17 protein-coding genes and 3 pseudogenes are annotated in these 16962 nt (G+C 46.8%); 4 read left to right on the top strand and 16 right to left on the bottom strand.

Features of this window, described 5'->3' with window-relative positions:
- The 9 genes and pseudogenes from DXA93_RS14565 to DXA93_RS14520 all read right to left on the bottom strand — a co-directional run.
- Positions 1-346: MobA/MobL family protein (locus tag DXA93_RS14565; protein ID WP_158583281.1), on the bottom strand; the 346-nt coding region annotated here is incomplete at its 3' end.
- Positions 312-671, bottom strand: coding sequence for a DUF3847 domain-containing protein (locus DXA93_RS14560; RefSeq protein WP_117509145.1), 360 nt, complete (start codon positions 669-671; stop codon positions 312-314). The genes DXA93_RS14560 and DXA93_RS14565, both read right to left, overlap by 35 nt.
- Before the next feature lie 545 nt (positions 672-1216).
- Positions 1217-1969 (bottom strand): heparan-alpha-glucosaminide N-acetyltransferase, encoded by a 753-nt coding sequence (locus tag DXA93_RS14550; protein WP_117509146.1) that lies wholly within the window; start codon positions 1967-1969, stop codon positions 1217-1219.
- Positions 1970-2343: 374 nt separating this feature from the next.
- Entirely contained in the window at positions 2344-2688 is a 345-nt protein-coding gene (locus DXA93_RS14545) for a TnpV protein (RefSeq protein WP_118639935.1), read from the bottom strand.
- Positions 2685-3251: pseudogene (locus tag DXA93_RS14540) on the bottom strand (DUF4368 domain-containing protein); the annotation flags it as partial. The gene DXA93_RS14545 and the pseudogene DXA93_RS14540, both read right to left, overlap by 4 nt.
- Positions 3251-3403, bottom strand: a pseudogene (locus tag DXA93_RS14535) (helix-turn-helix domain-containing protein); the annotation flags it as partial. The pseudogenes DXA93_RS14540 and DXA93_RS14535, both read right to left, overlap by 1 nt.
- Before the next feature lie 67 nt (positions 3404-3470).
- Positions 3471-3761 (bottom strand): DUF5720 family protein, encoded by a 291-nt coding sequence (locus DXA93_RS14530; RefSeq protein ID WP_118639936.1) that lies wholly within the window; start codon positions 3759-3761, stop codon positions 3471-3473.
- A 12-nt stretch (positions 3762-3773) separates the two neighbouring features.
- Positions 3774-4709 carry a ParB/RepB/Spo0J family partition protein gene (locus tag DXA93_RS14525; protein ID WP_119189007.1) on the bottom strand — a complete coding sequence of 312 codons (936 nt, stop codon included), beginning with the start codon at positions 4707-4709 and terminating at the stop codon, positions 3774-3776.
- A pseudogene (locus DXA93_RS14520) lies at positions 4666-5485 on the bottom strand (ParA family protein). The gene DXA93_RS14525 and the pseudogene DXA93_RS14520 overlap by 44 nt, the downstream one beginning before the upstream one ends.
- Positions 5486-6049: 564 nt before the next feature.
- Here DXA93_RS14520 and DXA93_RS14510 point away from each other — a divergent pair.
- On the top strand, positions 6050-6298 hold the full coding sequence (locus tag DXA93_RS14510; RefSeq protein ID WP_085531192.1) for a DUF6061 family protein: 249 nt from the start codon (positions 6050-6052) through the stop codon (positions 6296-6298).
- Between the two features lie 56 nt (positions 6299-6354).
- On the opposite strand, the gene DXA93_RS14505 is transcribed toward DXA93_RS14510, so the two are convergent.
- The 7 genes from DXA93_RS14505 to DXA93_RS14475 all read right to left on the bottom strand — a co-directional run bounded on the left by DXA93_RS14505 (position 6355) and on the right by DXA93_RS14475 (position 14607).
- Positions 6355-7380, bottom strand: coding sequence for a sensor histidine kinase (locus DXA93_RS14505; protein ID WP_117522843.1), 1026 nt, complete (start codon positions 7378-7380; stop codon positions 6355-6357).
- Positions 7377-8054: a response regulator transcription factor gene (locus tag DXA93_RS14500; RefSeq protein WP_033121503.1), complete on the bottom strand. Its 678-nt coding sequence runs from the start codon at positions 8052-8054 to the stop codon at positions 7377-7379. The genes DXA93_RS14505 and DXA93_RS14500 overlap by 4 nt, the downstream gene beginning before the upstream one ends.
- Positions 8055-8073: 19 nt before the next feature.
- On the bottom strand, positions 8074-10146 hold the full coding sequence (locus DXA93_RS14495; RefSeq protein ID WP_119208624.1) for an FtsX-like permease family protein: 2073 nt from the start codon (positions 10144-10146) through the stop codon (positions 8074-8076).
- Positions 10136-10903, bottom strand: coding sequence for an ABC transporter ATP-binding protein (locus tag DXA93_RS14490; protein ID WP_033121505.1), 768 nt, complete (start codon positions 10901-10903; stop codon positions 10136-10138). Before DXA93_RS14490 ends, DXA93_RS14495 begins: the two co-directional genes overlap by 11 nt.
- A 77-nt stretch (positions 10904-10980) precedes the next feature.
- Positions 10981-12168, bottom strand: coding sequence for a hypothetical protein (locus tag DXA93_RS14485; protein ID WP_117522845.1), 1188 nt, complete (start codon positions 12166-12168; stop codon positions 10981-10983).
- A 31-nt stretch (positions 12169-12199) separates the two neighbouring features.
- Complete coding sequence (locus DXA93_RS14480; protein ID WP_117522846.1) at positions 12200-13489, bottom strand: protein kinase family protein; 1290 nt, start codon at positions 13487-13489, stop codon at positions 12200-12202.
- A 14-nt stretch (positions 13490-13503) separates the two neighbouring features.
- On the bottom strand, positions 13504-14607 hold the full coding sequence (locus DXA93_RS14475; RefSeq protein ID WP_117522886.1) for a DUF6076 domain-containing protein: 1104 nt from the start codon (positions 14605-14607) through the stop codon (positions 13504-13506).
- Between the two features lie 220 nt (positions 14608-14827).
- On the opposite strand from DXA93_RS14475, the gene DXA93_RS14470 reads away from it, so the two are divergent.
- From DXA93_RS14470 to DXA93_RS21000, 3 genes are read left to right on the top strand one after another with little or no spacing between them, the layout of a single operon-like run.
- Positions 14828-15439, top strand: a complete 612-nt coding sequence (locus DXA93_RS14470) for a CHC2 zinc finger domain-containing protein (protein WP_117522847.1) — start codon at positions 14828-14830, stop codon at positions 15437-15439.
- Positions 15423-16292, top strand: a complete 870-nt coding sequence (locus DXA93_RS21005) for a DUF5906 domain-containing protein (RefSeq protein ID WP_330427134.1) — start codon at positions 15423-15425, stop codon at positions 16290-16292. The genes DXA93_RS14470 and DXA93_RS21005 overlap by 17 nt, the downstream gene beginning before the upstream one ends.
- A 17-nt stretch (positions 16293-16309) precedes the next feature.
- Positions 16310-16795, top strand: a complete 486-nt coding sequence (locus DXA93_RS21000) for a primase-like DNA-binding domain-containing protein (RefSeq protein ID WP_330427135.1) — start codon at positions 16310-16312, stop codon at positions 16793-16795.
- Positions 16796-16962: the final 167 nt, after the last annotated feature.

Genomic DNA, 16962 nt, shown 5'->3' with positions numbered 1-16962 from the left:
GGCTCACAAAGTTCTCCAATAAAAATTGCCTTGCAAGAGCGATGTTTTCCTCAAGGGAAAATTCATTCTGCAAGGCAATGTCAAAGCTGTATGCAAGCTGGGCGTTCTTTCCACGCTCGGCTTTTTCCACGGCGTTCCATAGGGTTTGGCGGTCTGCGTATTCTGGCGGTGCATGGGACGGCAAGAGAATGTCAGAGCAGATCACGCCGCCCTTGCGGGTGTAGTCGCTGTATTCGCCGTAATACTCGCTATACAATCGCTCCCCGGCTCGGTAGGCAGCAGAAGCGATAGCGGACTGTCCTGCGCTTCGCTTAGTCTGCGTGACGCTCAGATGAAATAGTGCCATCGGCTTTCAACTCCTTTTCTCCGTTTGCTTGGCTGATGTGGGTAATCGTCATGTGACGGACGGCTCGCTGGACTTCGGACAAAGAAAAGATTTGTTCCATCAGCTCTGTCATTTCGGTGCGTGTGAGATCTTTGACCTCCGGGGCAAGGCTCTCAATCGTGCCGCCCAGATTGCAAAGACGATGGGTGCGTTTCTGCCTTTCGCCTTTCTCCAGATATTTCTTTCTGTTCTCAAGACGGTTGAGCTTGTGCTGTTCCTGTGCAAGCTGCGTCTCGGCCCGTTCCTTTTCGGCTCGGAGCTGGTCAAGGGTTTTCGGTTTTGTCATTGTGATTGACCTCCTATTTTTGATTTTGGGGATAAAAAAAGACCGTCAACTTTTCGCATAGTGCGACCAGTCAACGGTCTGATTTTCGGTATTTGTTTTTCCAAACTTGCTGGCGGCGAACGGTTTGTCAAAACCGTTTGCGGACGGCAAGTACACAAGGGATAGCCGCATTAGCAGCGCAAGGGGGTGTAGCCACCTTGACGGAACGAAGTGACGAAACATTCTCGGTCATGCAGCTTTTTTCTGCTGACAGAGAATGAAGCTCCGCAGGACGCACGATACTCCCGATAGGAGAGTATAGAAGTGCGCCCTTTAGTTCCTAAAGGGATTTTATCAGTTCGCCAAACTTGAATCTGTCGTATTAGAGATTCTTCGCTTGCAGCTCCCTTAACGATTTCTTCGCTGGCGAAGTTGGTAGCGACCGATACATCACCGGCTACAAACTGTGATAATCAAAAATAAACACATTTGCCGATATTAAAGAAAGGAAGCCCCCTTTTTGGGGGCTTCCTTTCTTGTTTACTCCACCGATCAACGGCTCAATATTAAAAAATCTCCGAAACCAAGAACGCTACAACATAGCAGATCGGTTGGTGTATCATGTAAATAATAAGCGAATGTTTCCCTAAAAAGTTAATACCTGGAACTTTCCATTTTCCAAATAGCCGGTTAATCAGCCCCTTTTCCTGTAAGAAACTGTACAGGAAATATCCTGTTGCAAATAAGAAAATCCATGGGAGCAACGGAAAATAGTCGGTAGATGAAAAGCCAGCTTGCGGAAATCCAATATAAGCTAATACCGATTTCAACCATGTAACATTCAGCAAATTATCAGATAGTTGGATAGGGTCTTGCTTCGTCCAACTTCTGAGAATGAGGAATAGCACAAAACTAACACTTACCCCAACCCCAGCCGGGATTTTTTTCAGAACCTTATCCAGTAAAATCCATATCAAAATACAGCTGCCAATAAGCGTTAGAACACCGTAGCGCACCCGATCATTGGGAAGAACTATGGCGGTAACGAGCGAAACGACCACACCACCACCAAACGCCCACAATCCCCTTTTCATGTGTTTTTTTCCTAAATGCCAGCTGAACCCAGCCAGCAAAATAAAAGTCCAGCAAATGGATTGCTGCCAAATATAGGCACCGTGGGACTTATACCATGGAATATCTGCATTATACAGATAAACTAAATCCCATAAGAAATGATACGAAATCATTTCAATAATGGTTATACCTCTTATCAAATCAATAAACGGTAAACGCTGCTTTATTTGCGTTGTTTCCAGCAAAATTTCATCACCCCTTTTATTTACTCCAAAATCGGCTCCACCAGCTCCGGGGCGACTCTGGCTGCTGCCGTTCCGGCTCTGCCGGAGCTACGCAATCCTCTGATTTTCTTCATGTTCTGTACCTCTTTCGTAAATTCCGATTCATAATGTAAGAGTAAGGTCTATCCGGCCTTGCTCTTTTCTTTTAAAATGGAGATATGGTCTGACGAAATTTCCGATTGGGACATCACGCCCGCAGACAAATGTGTCAGCCAGCCTCCATTTGTTGCTCACTTTTCGTATTCAAATTGTACCATAAAACTTGTGAACAGTTCTACCGCAACTTTGGACTATATGAGAAAAGTCCGAACAGTTTTCTGCCCGGACTTCCTCGCTCAATCATAAATCAATTCCGCTTTCACAATCTCCTCTGCCTGTGCCTTGCAAGCGTTCATCTGCCGCACCCATTCCATTTGATTATCGGCTTTCAGTTGCTCAGTCACACCGTTTTGCTCTGCCAGTGACCGCACGATCTGCTCCATGCGGTTTCGTGCCGCTTCGTCAATCTCGGCACAATGTTCAAAGAGCTTGTCGGATAGCACCAGTTCATTGAACAGTATCGGGCGGTGCATTTCCAGATACGCCTTGCGAAGTCTGCCGTAGTGTCCGATGGGCTTGGTCTTGCGGATAACGATGTTCGGGATAAGATAATCTCCGTTCCGTGTGTAAGTGATATTCATGCTGTTTGTACTCCTTTCATCGGCTCTCTCTGCGGTAAACTGCTGACAGGGACGAACACGCCCTTTGCAATGTCCTCCGCACGAATGGCGGCTTTCTTAGCTTCAATTTCTGCCTTTTTCCGCTTCTTGATTTTGTCCTCGTATCGCTTCTGCGCTCCGCTGGCTTTCCGCTTCAAGTAGTTCTGATGAAGCCTGTCCTTGCGTTCCTCACGCTTGCGGATTTCCTCTAATTCCTCCGGGGTAAGCTCCGCTTCTCCAAACGCCGGGGGAACGAATCGCCCAACAAAATTGAAGTAAATCTCGACCTCCTGTGTGGTCTGTATACTGCCTTTACGGTCACGCTCATGCACAAGGATTTTCTCGATAAACTCGTTGAGCATAGCAATGGTCAGCTTGTCGAAGTTCTCATACTTGTCAATCAGAGCGATAAAACGATCAGCGTCCTTTTCGTGCTTCTCATAGCTCTTGACAGCCTTTTCCAGAACAGAGATTTCAGCGGTAAGCTCGGACTGTTCCTTTTCGTATTGAGCGTCCAGAGTGGCGTATCTGCTGTCGGACAGCTTGCAAGACCACGGGTGGTGTAATTCCAGTCCTCTGGCAAAGACAGCATCATGGAAAGCAGCCCCTTGGCTTTTAACGACAGGTTTGCATTTCGTAAATGATGATTGCTCATCACAGTATAATCACGGGTCCGTTCAATGCGAAAAACGGCCATCGACCTCACTCCTTCCGACTTTTGGATATAAAAAAAGCCACAATCCCAAATCAAAGAATTGTGGCGTTCAACTTTCTCTATATTTTCTTGTGCGTTTCTTTCCCGGCTTAAAGTCGAGGATGTGTCCCTCAACAACACGGGCATACCGCTTGATTTTGATTTTCCGGCGCTGCTGGTCTTGGAGAGCATTCTGATAGCTGTCCTCTGCAAGAAACAGACGCATTTCATCACCTCTGCTCCCGTAAGCACTACACGGATGGAGAACAACAAACTCAATCATCCATCGGGTGCTGTCCTCAAAGCGTTCCACGGCAAGAATGTTATGTCCTTTCAGCTCCCTTGCTGAAATATCCATCATAGGCGGCTCCTTTCATCGTTCCTGGTCTCTCTGACGCTTTTTCTGCCATGCCTCCAGCAGCTTGATGATGGTTTCCTGCATCCGCTGGGGCGTATAGCTTTTAGGGAAATACTTCCGCAAGGTGTCAGAGGTAAATGTCACTCGGTCCAGATCGCTTTTCTTTTCCTCACCCATGATGACACGCATCATATCGAGGGTCAGATGCCCCTCCTGACTGTATTTCTTGAGCCGCTGGGCTTGAGAAAGAGAAGGGGTAGCCTGTTCGCTGTCCATCGCGTCCAACAGGTCTACCTGTTCCTCCTTTTTGAGAAAGGACAGCTCATAGGCAGGGTTCAGGGCAATCTTCTTTTCATCCACCATATCCATCAATTCAGAAATCAGCTCTGTCAGACGGATATAGCGAAAAATCTGGTTTTTACTCTGACCTACTTGCTCTGCCAAAATCTCACTGGACTTCTTGCCCTCTAACTTGTTCCCAACTTGGGAACAAGTTAAATCAACTCGCTCTCCCTGATGTTTCATAGCATCCAGTTTCATTTTATAAGCAAATGCTCTTTCACTGGGGAGGAGACTTTCTCGTTGCAGATTGCTGTCAACCATAATAATTGTGGCTGCATCATCGTCCAGATCACGGACAATTACCGGCATGGTCTCTTTTTCTGCCAGTTCACTTGCTCTGTGCCGTCTGTGTCCGGCCACCAGTTCATAACCGCCCTCCGGGTCCGGTCGAGCAATCGCCGGAACCAGAACGCCATACTGCTTGATACTGTCGGCGGTCTCCATCATGGCTTCGTCATCCTTGACTTTGAATGGGTGGTTCCTAAAGGGATGCAGTTCAGACAATGGAATTTCCTGAATCTTTTCCAGCTTTGCATCCTGGCGGCCTTCTTCGGTGGAGAACAGATCATCTACCGAGGCCAGCTCTATTTTTTTCGCGCTGCTTTTCAAGTTTCAACACCTCCTTCGTCAGATTTCGATACCCCTCTGCCACTTTGCCGCCAGGGTCATGGGCGAAAATACTTTTTCCCTCTGCACTGATTTCCTTTGCCCGGACAGAGTGCGGAATCTCTGTGCCGAATACTTTGATCTTGCTGCCATAGGTCTCCCGCAGGAGCGAGGAAATCTCTTTGGCAAAGTTGGTTCGGCTGTCCACCATCGTCAGCAGGATACCGTCAATCTGGAGCTTGGGGTTGATTTGCCTCTTTACCTTGTTTACCGTGGAGAGCAGCTGTTCCAGCCTTTAGCGGGCAGATACTCTGCCTGAACGGGAATGATGATCCTATTCGCAGCGGCCAGCGCATTGACTGTGAGCATACCAAGGGAGGCTGGCAGTCGATGAGGATATGGGAGTATTGCCCCTTCAGTGTGTCCAGATATTGCCGCAAGATAGTCTCACGACTCATAGCATTTACCAAGGATACTTCCATACCGGAAAGTTGAATGTCGGCGGGCATCAAGTCTACTCCCTCCAGGTGGTGCAGGATACCCTCGCCGGAATGAATCGGCTCATCCATTAGGATATGCCCCATAGCGTCCGACAGCGTAAAGGGCAACTTGTCCGGCTGGGGATTGCCCAAGCTGATCGTCAGGCTGCCTTGCGGGTTTCCGTCGATCAGCAGGACTTTCTTTCCGGCTTGCGCCAGCCCGATTCCCAAGTTGGCACAGGTCGTTGTCTTGCCAACGCCGCCTTTCTGGTTGGCAATGGCGATGATTTGCGTGTTCATTGACTTCACCTCATTTCTAATTATTGCTGTTGCTTCTGGAAATAGAAAAAGCCGCCACTTCAAAATCATAAAGTGACGGCCCTTTCTAATGCCGGAATCTCTAAAACAAAAAAGCACCCAGTTATTTGTTACTGAGTGCCTGCATTAGAATCGTATTTAATTGTTCAGATTTGGTCAGATTATGCCAAACCCTCCAGCGAAAAATCCGGTGTCTGAGAGTGCCAAAATCACCCTCAAAAATACCCCCGAAATTGCTCTCTGGTTGTCCTATTTTTTAACCACTAAGGCCGTTTTTTGACCCCATTTTTGCCGGTTGCCCTATATTTAACCACTAAAAATTGGGTGAAAACGGCTCTCGTTTGGTCAAATGAGGTCAAACTATATCAGCCCGTTTAGATATAGCAAAAGCCCGGAAAACCTTGGCTTAACAGTGATAAGGAACTAATTTACTTATCAACTGTTAGCTGACGGTTTCCGGGGTGCATACGGACAAATCCCGTCTGATTTCTAACAGGAAGTCAGACGGGATTTTCGCTTTATATTTCGAATTATGGAAGACATACCATGAAAACCTTAATATCTTGTGCTTACACTATGGATAATTGCTGTGTGGAACTGAAATTCAGGGACGGCAGAATGATTGCGATTGACACTATCGCTGTTGAGAACGAGATTGCAGACAATATGTATCAGCGGTCAGAGTTGGATTATTTGATCTACAATGACCCGATAGCATATGCTGACTTGATATTGAATGGCGATCCCGAAACCTATCTGAAAACTGTAACAGAATACAAGCCTTTGGATAGCTGACAACACGCTGCCCGCAGGAGAAAATCCTGCGGGCGTTTTTCTGTTTATTTATTTATTTATTTTCCTCCGTTGGATCTCAATTTTGGAAAGAAGATGACTATCTTAAAGCCCTTTCCCCACTGGGAAGCAGCTTCCAGACGAAGGTTTAGATCGTCAGCCATCTTCTTAACCAGGTAAAGCCCTATACCGGTAGCTTTCTTTCTGCTGTCAGTAGAATCCCCGGTAAAGCCCTTTTGAAAAATATACGGCAGATCATATTTTTTTACACCGATGCCGTTATCCTCAACTGAAAGGACATCTGCGGTCTCCGAATGTATCATAGAGATCGTTAGCATGGGACTATCGCTGCTATATTTTATGGCATTGCTCACGATCTGTCCCAACATAAACTGAAGCCCTCTACGGTCTGTATAGACTGTTTCAGATTGCAGTTTATTGAGAATTACAAACTGCTTTTCTTCCAGAAGTGGGGCATAGTCCTCCAGAACTTCCCCCAAGCACTGATTCAAATTGATATCCTCAAACTGATAATCCTTTGTACTGCTCTTTAACCGGGCATAGTATAACATTTGAGTGACATCCTCCTGAAGCTGACTGCGGACATAATCCAGCTTTGCTTGCAGGGGAGGAGATATTTCGTCGCTCCGATTATCCAGGAGCATGGTCAACAACGATAGGGGCGTTTTCGCTTCATGTGCCCAGCCCTCCACATATTCTTCATAGTCCTGTAGGGCATCTGCCATACTGTTACTCTCAGTTTTGTGTTCCTGTAAAACTGATGCCAGAAGCCGGATAGATTCTCCTTCTTCCCGGCTGATGGCACTGAGCAGCCGTTCCTCGTTGCAGATGGTAGGATCACTGAGGAAATCCCGGAACAGCTCTCGGCGGGTAGTCTCCCGCTTGTTTAGTACAAACAGAATCACTGAAAACAAAAGGAGGCTTGTCAGAACTACTAACCCAATCAAGGTTTGAAATGCCTGAATGTCAGAAATCCAAAGAATGATAGCACAAAAGCAATCCACGCCCAACAGCAACAATAGCCAGGGGTAGTATCGCTCTGTTATGCGCCAAAGCTGCTTCATGGAGCCACCCCCGTTTCCAGACGATAGCCCATCCCACGAACCGCAACGATTCGCTGCTTCATCTCAAGACCGGACATCGTCTTTTTCAGCCTGGTCAGATTAACCTGCAAGGCATTTTCGTCTATGTATTCCGTGGTTCCCCATAGTGCTATGCAAAGTTGCTCCGTCGTGACCAGAGCATCGCCGCCGGACAAAAGAGCAACCAACAGTTTTCCCTGATTTTTTGGAAGCACGACAGAGGTATTATGAATATAAAGCGTGTAGGTCTGCTGGTCTAACAGGAAATCTGGTCCCTCTATGAGATTGGTACGGCCTTCATACCTTTTGAGAATATTGGATACCCTGGCAAGAAGTCGATCTTTTCTGCACGGCTTCGTCAAATATTCATCGGCACCCAAGTGGAACGCTTGCAGTTCATCCTTTACCTGATCTCTGGAAGTTAGTACCAGGACGGGGATAGCGGTTTTATTCTTTAGTTCCTGGCAGATTTGAAAGCCACTGATCTCCGGCAAATTCAGGTCTAAGATCACAAGGTCAGGACGGAGGGCTGCCAGGAGCCGAGCGGCATCTTCAAACTCGGTGATTGCCTCCGCAAGATACCCGTCCTTTTGGAGCATATTGCAGAGTTCTTCCCGCATATAGACTTCATCTTCCACAACAGCAATTCTTTTCACGACAGCACCTCCTTCCAAATTATTCTTCTCTCTGTGGCTGCATCAGTGTCAGCAAATACCGATCGCTGGAGCGCTTGACCACTCTCATATAAATATATTCTATCACGCAAAGCAGCAAAATCATAGCAGCAGATACAAACATCATTTCAGCCACTGTCCCACGGGTTCGGGACGAGAGTATCCCTGTAAATAACGCCCTGACTCCAAACAAACTGCTGACAGCCGCAACCAATACAGGAAGTCCCATAAACCAGGTAATTTGCTTTCCAGCAGACTGGCAAAGGGTTTCGTAAGTAGCTCCCAGGCGGATCAGAGTCTGGTATCTGCGCCCGGTTTTCTGCTGACTCATCAGGAACTGAACACCCACGATGGTGTTGGCAACTACCAGGAAAACAATCGCAAGATAGAGGGTAATATAACTGGATGCTATGGTGTAGAAAAGCTGACGACCCATATTCTGAAGATAGCTTTCATATTCAATGTCAATTTCGTCCAGCTTCTCGTTCAAATCCAAATATGCAGTCATAAGGCTATTTCCATTCAGAGCTTGCTCACTGAGCACCGCATTGACATAGGTATCATACATTCCCTGACTATAATATAGGAATGCTTCATCCGGAAGAATCAATGCAAAGGACAAGGTTATAGAACGGTCCGTGACCAAATTCACAGACTGAACCTCTCCTGTAAGATGAATCGGACTACCATCCAGTTCCACCTTGGGCTGCCCGGCCAATACTTGGTTCAGCATTGCGGTACGGCTTGCCGTAGTAAACTCTGTATCAATATAGACAGTGGCCTCCTTTTCGCCTAATTGGAGAGCCGGATTGCCGGACAATTCCAACAAACGATTATAGTCCGATAAACAAATCAAATATGGGTATGTGGCATAACCAAGATTGTTCAGAAGGACATCCCGGTCTTCCGACTGGGGCAGGCTCCGAAGAGAGTCCATAACAGCGTCCATGCTGTAGGCATTATCATAATCTTCTGTGGTGCGAATACGCCCAACCCTCATTTCAAAAAGCTCTGAAAATTGATTTTCCAAACTGTTTTCTTTCAGGACTGCCTTTATATTCGGAAGAACCTGCGATGAATCTTCTGCAGTATGATCTTCAAAAGTATAGTCGATTACATGGCCAGAAGACAGGCTATTCGTTCCTGCAATTCCTACGCCCGCACCAAAACAACACAGCGCCGCCAGAATCAGCAGGGAGCTGATGGCCATGGAGTTTGACTGATGAATGACATTCTCCTGAATCTGCCGGAAGGTAAATACATGAAGCTGCTTATTTCCTTTTCCTTTCTTAACAATCAAAGCAATCAGCGCACGCATCCCATAGAAAAGCAGCATCGTACCAACTATGCCCAACAGCAAAGTCAGTCCCATCATACTTACCTTTGTCCATGCAATTCCCTGAATCGCCATGTAGTAAGCCACTGCCAACATCACACTTCCGCATATAGCAGCCAGTCCATAGATAACAGATGGCATTTGCTTTTTGGGGCGGTTCGTTGGCTGGGATAGCAAAGTACCGATCTCCTGGCGGCTGATTCGTCCACTCAAAATCAGAAGTGCCGTCAGCTTAATTGCCAGAAATCCTGCCAGCGTCCATTCAATCGCAGACCAGGATAAAGAAAACTGATGACCGATGATCCCCATGCCTACCAGCTTGGCGGTGACAAGACTGACAATTTCTGAAAGCACCACAGCCACAGGTAAGCCTATGAGCATGGCAAGAATACTGGTCAGGCAATCTTCCGCCAGAAGCATACCAAACAGTTTACTTCTACGCATCCCCAACATTAGATAAACACCAAGCTCATGCCGTCTGCGCTCGAACTGATACTTGCAGGCAAAATAGATCAAAAAGAACAGAATACCGAGGGTCATTCCATAAAACGCAGGAATCAGAAGCAGGAGTTTGTCAACTGCGTCACTCTCCATTTTCTGCAAAAAGAGCATCACATCTTGAGTGGAGATGGAAAGAATCATGTAAAAGGCAACAATAGAAATCACCAGGGAGCTGAAAAACAGACCGTTTTCCTTTCGGCTGCGGCGGCTGTTCCGAAGAATGAGATTAGAGAACATTTGCGCTGCCCCCTCCCAGTTGCGCCATCACCTTCAGGATGCGCCCGTAGAACTCCTGCTGGCTTTCGTCTCCACGCCGAAGCTCATGAAAGATCACGCCATCCTGGATGAACAGGATGCGCTTACAGAAGCTGGCGGCATTGGAATCATGGGTTACCATCAGGATCGTAGCTTGTTCGTCACGATTCAGGCCGGACAGCTTCTCCATAAGACTTCTTGCGTTCTTAGAATCCAGCGCACCCGTCGGTTCATCGGCAAGGATCATTTGGGGATGTAAGATCAGAGCCCTTGCTGCCGCAACACGCTGACGCTGGCCGCCGGACATCTTGGACGGAAACTTATCCAGAACATCAGTGATTTCCAGATAGTCAGCCAACTGCTTCAGCCGCTGGCTGCTTTCTGCTTCGGATACCCCATGCAAGGAAGTCGGGAGCAGGATGTTTTCCCTGCCAGTCAGGTTGTCCAGCAATTCAAAGTTCTGGAATAGATAACCAACTTTTTTGCCACGGTACTCTGCAAGAGCCTTTCCCTTGAGGGATTGCAGAGTATCGCCTTCCACCTGAATGCTCCCACCGGTGGGCTGAATCACAGTTGCAATACAGTTGAGAAGCGTGGATTTACCGGAACCACTGCTTCCCATAATGCCGAGAAACTCTCCCGGCATCACCTGGAAGGTGATCCCATTCAGTGCCTTTGTTTGACTTGGCACATTGCCATAGATTTTTGTTAAATTTTCAATATTCAAAATGGGTTTCATGTGAATACCTCCTATCATTTGTAATAAAATGATAGCATGGGAACACAGCAAATACCACTTACAGTTGTTGTAAGGATTCAGGATATAAGTGGCGGCTCAAGGGGGACGAGCATATATTTTTTAAGAGCATCAGGCGACAATGATAAAATATACCGGATCGCCTCATTGGCAAACCAGTTCGTTTTAATTGTATCCCAATCAGCAAGCCGAATGATTTCTGCTGTGCCGTTCTCAAAATCAACTGATATTTCGCCCCATTCGCCGTCGCAGTCTGCCTGGTATTCGTAGATTGCGGCGGTGATTTTCTTTTTGCGCTTGGTTTTGGATTTCTGTTTCAGCCGGACTGCATGGATAGCACCCTCGGCAACCAGAAGCTCTGTCAGCTTATCCATCGCTTTCCGGTAAGCCCGCTCTGCACCGCTGGCTGTGCTTCCCTCAAACATAACCGCCAGGTCTTCAAAGGTGGGGCGGTTCTTCCATGAGCCAACACGCCCACAGGTCATGCAAATTGCTAACCGTTTTTCGAGCAAGGTCTGCTCCCGGTAATTCAGTTTCTCAAATGCCCGTTGCACCTTTTCTGCCTGTATGCCGTTCCAGAGGATGTCGGTATAGTTCCAACTATCGTCAAGGGCGACATCTTCGCCAGTTTCCTCGCCGTCCTCGTCTGTCACATAGAATGGCTGCTGATTGCGGATACCTCGGACAACTTTCAGATATTCTTCGGCAAGAGCAAGATCACAGTTGTATTTCTTGGAAAACTCGTTGACCGCATCCTTGGTATTGTGGTACAGCCAAGCCATTGACCGCACCATTTTGTAATTAGTCAGAGAGGATACCGACCATTTTTCTTCGCCCATGCGGAAACGGAGCATAGCATCCCGGATGAACGGAAAAATGTATGTAGCATACTCCGCACCCTTGGCAGGATCATAGTCCATCAGCTTTTGGAGCATTTGCTCCCGGCAGGACAGTTTTATATCCAGAAAACGGTCTGTATCGTACAAATCGCCGCCATCCACACCAAGAAAGCTCTTGATGCGCTTATTAAGCTGCGGCTCGTAGTGATGTAGAAAGAACGAAAAATGTAGCAAATTCTTTTCATGCAAAGCAGACAGGATATATTCGTTCAGATTGCCCACTGATGGCGGCTCCGGTTCCAGTTGGAAGATGCGCTCTGCCACATAGGGAATGATGCCGTCACCGTGCGGATTGACTTGGTATTTTGGTATGTATCCGGTCATATTCCATGTAAAATCATTCAGCATAGCGCACCTCCCTTCTGTATGCCATTCTGTTTTATGAAATGTATTCCATGATTATGGAGTTCAAAATATTATACAATGATTCTACGCACATCAGCTTTACTACGCCGTTATGGTCACTTAAAATCGTACCATCTTCGGAATAATAGAACCGTATCGTCTTCCAACTATCTATTGTGTATTTTATCGTGATGCTGCAATACCTATCAGTTCCACGAGCGGGTTCATAATTAATTGAAAAATAGATTCGGTCATAAGTTCCGCTATAGAGATAATGGCTGGCATTGTTTTCAACATTTACGGATGTATAATCAATGCCATCCTTTGAATTTTTACGGTATTCATCGTAGAGTTTTTGAATCAGCTCAAAATCAGGGTATGTATTCAGTAATTCTTCTAACGCCTTTATATAATACTGACTAAAGGAATTTACAATTAGCCGATTCTTTTCTTTTATCTCCAAGAGTTCTAAATTCCGTTTCTCTTGATATACTCGTACTCGATACTGTTCTTCTTCCCCTGGCGTCATATTGCCCTCTGCAATGAAGTTCTCAATCTGTCCAATCAAACTTGAATATGCGCAGCGCTCATCAGGAGCAATATTCAAACATGATGCAATAATTGTATTAGCAACAATCATATCAGCATTTCCGGGAAAACGCTTGGTCAAATCATATTCATCAACAAACCAGAAGTTTGAAGGCATAAAGTCCTCCGGCTCACCATTGATCATACACCAAAGAACTTTACCCAAAGAAAATATATCTCCTTTTTCAGTTACTTCCTCTACACGACCTGTTTCGTATTCTGGGGCAATATACATCCTGGGACCAACTGCCATAGTTTCCGGTGTCAGTCGTTCGCTCCCATCGTTAAGAAAACACGTTCCAAAATCTGTAAGATACAGTGTGTATTCATCACCTTTTTTCAAAAACAAGATATTATCCGGCTTTATATCTCTGTGATACAAGGGCGGATTTCCGGTTGAAAGTGTATAGAGTGCTTTGATGACCGGCAAAAGCAGTTCAAATGCTAATTTAACATTCCCTTTGGTAACTTCGAGTATATCGTATACCGAACCGTCATATTTTTTCATTTCAACATAAGATTCAGCAATTTTATCCTCGTTAATATAAACATCCGTCACCTCAACAACATTGGGAATTGGATTCTTGCATAATTCCTGAAATACAGCAAGTTCTCGTTTGAAGCGTGCGACTTTTTCAACGGTAGACGTATTTCGAAGGTATTTTCTCGCAGTTCCGGTTTCAGTATCGAATACCACATCACCATTACCGCCTTTAACATCAGCTTTTCGTGCCATGTATTATCTCCTTGTCATTTTTTGTTGTAAGCTTCCTTTTTCAAGGCAGCCTGTCCCATTTCCTTTTCATAATCGCCCTTGGCATAAGCAACATTGCTCAAGGCCCGGAGCATTTTATCTTTCGCCAGTTTCTTCATAACCTCTGCAAGATCAGCGTCCAGAGTACCACGCTTCACATAGCGGTTTATGGTGTTCAGCCGCTTCTCATAAATCTGTTTCAGCGGATGATCGTCCGCAAGCTCCCGCTGTTCTCTGCCTTTCAGATTGCCGATCTGCCGGCAAGTGCGGTGCAGCTTATCTCCCGGTGCATAACCGCCGCAGTATTTGGTGTGCCTTGCGTTGGTGGTCAGAAACCATTTGCCGCAGATCCGGCATTTTTTCGGTGCATGACCAACACACAAGCCCTCAAAGAGATCAGAACGGAACATTCCCACAAAGGATACATAGTGCATCCGTTTGACGAGCTTCGCCACATCCTCGCCGGGACGGACAGTTGTCACATACTGAATAGAGTTGTTCGCAACAGACATCCAGGCATTGCCCTCCGTGATAGAAAACTCCGGCGGGAAATAGCTGCCGAACATTTTTGCAAAGCCCTCTGCGGTACGGTCTGCTTCGTTGCTGTCTGATTTTTCCGCAAAATCAAGCACTGCGGTTTGGTATTCCCTAAGAGAATATGCCAAATGTCCGAATACAGCGGTATAACGTTGGAGCATCGCCGCATCAGCATATTTCGGAACTTCTTCAAACGGTAAAGAATTGGTTGCAGCTTTTGTAGCAAACTCCACATATTTTTGTGCGCTGTCCGCAGTAAAAACCTTTTCTATCCGTTCCCGGTGCTTTGGTATATCCATATAGGAGAACGGCGGCGTTTTGCTGAGAATCTCTAACATTGTCAATGCAGCTTCCCTTGCCATAGGAAAGAGTGCAGAAGCGTCCTGTCCGGCGTTCAGCATTCCAAGCAGTAGATTAATTTTCTGGCATTGTTCATTCATTTTGGCAAGAGTATCCGCCGAAACATTCAGCGCATCACAGGCAAGAGTGCCGATAGGAAGTGCTTTGTCCTCATATATGATTGTATCCTGCCAAAAATCCAATGTCATCAATTCTTGATTCATGCTTGCTCTCCTGTCCTGTTTTTTCATTTCTTTCATTATATCATGCAAATGTGAAGAAATCTACATCCTCCGAAAAGCTGTCCTGTTTTTTGAAATGGGGTTGTCCACCGATTAGCCTGTTTTTTGAAAAATCCGGCATAACAATAGTAGACGGAGCGAAGCACCTGCCAATCACGGCGGGTGTTTCGTGCTTTCTGAATACTATGAACGGAGGTTTTCTATGACAATCTATGAAACCATCAAGGTGGCAATCAGCGTAAAGCAAGCCGCCGAACACTACGGGCTGAAAGTCAACCGAAACGGCATGGCTTGCTGCCCGTTCCACAATGACAGGCATCCGAGCATGAGGCTGAATGAGGATTATTTCTTCTGCTTTGGCTGCGGAGTCAAGGGGGATGTGATCGACTTCGTGGCAAGGTCGTTCGATCTGAGCAGCTATGAAGCAGCACAAAAGCTGGCTTCGGATTTTGGGCTTGACCCGAAACCGCCCACTTCCGCAGCTATGCTCAAGCCCAAACGTCCCTATATCCGTCAGTTTCGGGAGGACGAAATGCTGTGCTTCCGGGTGCTGATGGATTATCTGCATCTGCTGGAAGATTGGAAAGTGCGATATGCACCGAAAACACCGGACGATGATCTGGATGACCGTTTTGTGGAAGCCTGCCAGATGATTGATTATATCGAATATCTGGCAGATATTTTGACAGTCGGTGATTTAGAAGAACGGGTTGCCGTGGTGGACGAGCTAATGAAGGAGAGCAAGATTGCTTTCCTTCGGAACTATGTGGCACGGAAACGAAAGGAGGGGTTGTCCCATGGGGAAGAAAGGTAAAATGCCGGATATGAATCTGCCGATCTGGTTTGACGGGCAGAACATCAATGAAGCTCTGTTCTGTGAAGAATTTCTGCGTGAGCGCAGAATCATCTTCGCAAACGGAGCTTTTTTTACGCCCGATGGTCGGGTAACAGACGATCTCCCTCTCCGGGGTGAGATTTACGACAAGCTGAAATTCTGTGCCGTGAACAACATCCCCCGGAAGATCACCAATATTCTGGAGGTGCTGAAACTGGAAGCACAAGTGCCTGACTTTCCTCCGGAGCAGGATCGGATTCATGTTGCCAACGGTACGCTGCTGCAGAACGGAACATTCACTGAGGGCAGACCTGCTATCGTGCGGAGCCGTCTGCCTGTTGCCTACAATCCCGATGCTCCTGCTCCTGTGGTCTGGCTGAACTTTCTGGATGACCTGCTTCATACAGAGGACATTCCCACTTTGCAGGAGTTTATCGGCTACTGCCTGATTCCCTCCAACAAAGGACAGCGCATGATGGTGATTAAGGGCAACGGCGGCGAGGGTAAATCCCAAATCGGTGCGGTGCTTTCGGCAATCTTTGGCATGAATATGAAAGACGGCAGCATCGGAAAGATTTCCGAAAACCGCTTTGCCCGTGCCGATCTGGAACATATCCTCTTGTGCGTGGATGATGATATGCGGATGGAAGCTCTGCGCCAGACCAACTATGTGAAATCCATCGTGACAGCACAGGGCAAGATGGATTTGGAACGCAAGGGCAAGCAGAGTTATCAGGCTGGATGTTCGCCCGGCTGCTTGCGTTCAGCAACGGTGATTTGCAAGCTCTTTATGATCGCAGTGACGGATTTTATCGCAGACAGCTTGTGCTGACCACCAAGGAAAAGCCTGTGGATAGAGCTGATGATCCTGACCTTGCGGAGAAGATGAAAGCCGAAGCCGAGGGCATCTTCCTGTGGGCATTGGAGGGATTGCAGCGGCTTGTTGCCAACAACTTCAAATTCACAGAGAGTGACCGTATCCGGGAAAACCGGGAAGCGGTCAAGCGTGACAATAATAATATCTTTGATTTCATGGAATCGGAGGGATACATCCGGTGCAAAGCGGATGCGTCCATCAGCTCCAAGGATTTCTATGAAATCTACCGGATGTGGTGCGAAGAAAATTCCCTTGCACCGCTGAAAGCCCGCAGCTTCAGCGACGCCATGATTGCCAATGCCGGGAGATTCAATCTGGAACATTGCAACAACATCACCAACTCTGCCGGACGGCGGGTGTGGGGATTTATGGGTGTGGAAGCTGTGGCAAGACCTCATATAAATGGGTTTTACGATGTTTCGTCATGTACGTACGTACCGGAGGAATGGCGGGATTGATTTTGCCAGTCATGCTCTGTACGTATGTACGCAGCATTTACCCCTGTTTTCTCCCATTATAGGAAACAACGGCTTTCAGAGACAACCTGTTTTCGGGTATTGAAAATCAATGGCAATGGAAACAGCAAAGTTTTTGACCGCAGGACGAAGCTATTTCACGAAATCGT

Origin of the sequence: Blautia sp. OF09-25XD (genome assembly GCF_003482095.1) — a bacterium.
GTDB lineage: Bacteria > Bacillota > Clostridia > Lachnospirales > Lachnospiraceae > Fusicatenibacter > Fusicatenibacter saccharivorans.
The sequence above is the reverse complement of the archived record's forward strand: the minus strand, read 5'-3'. Positions and strand labels throughout refer to the sequence as shown.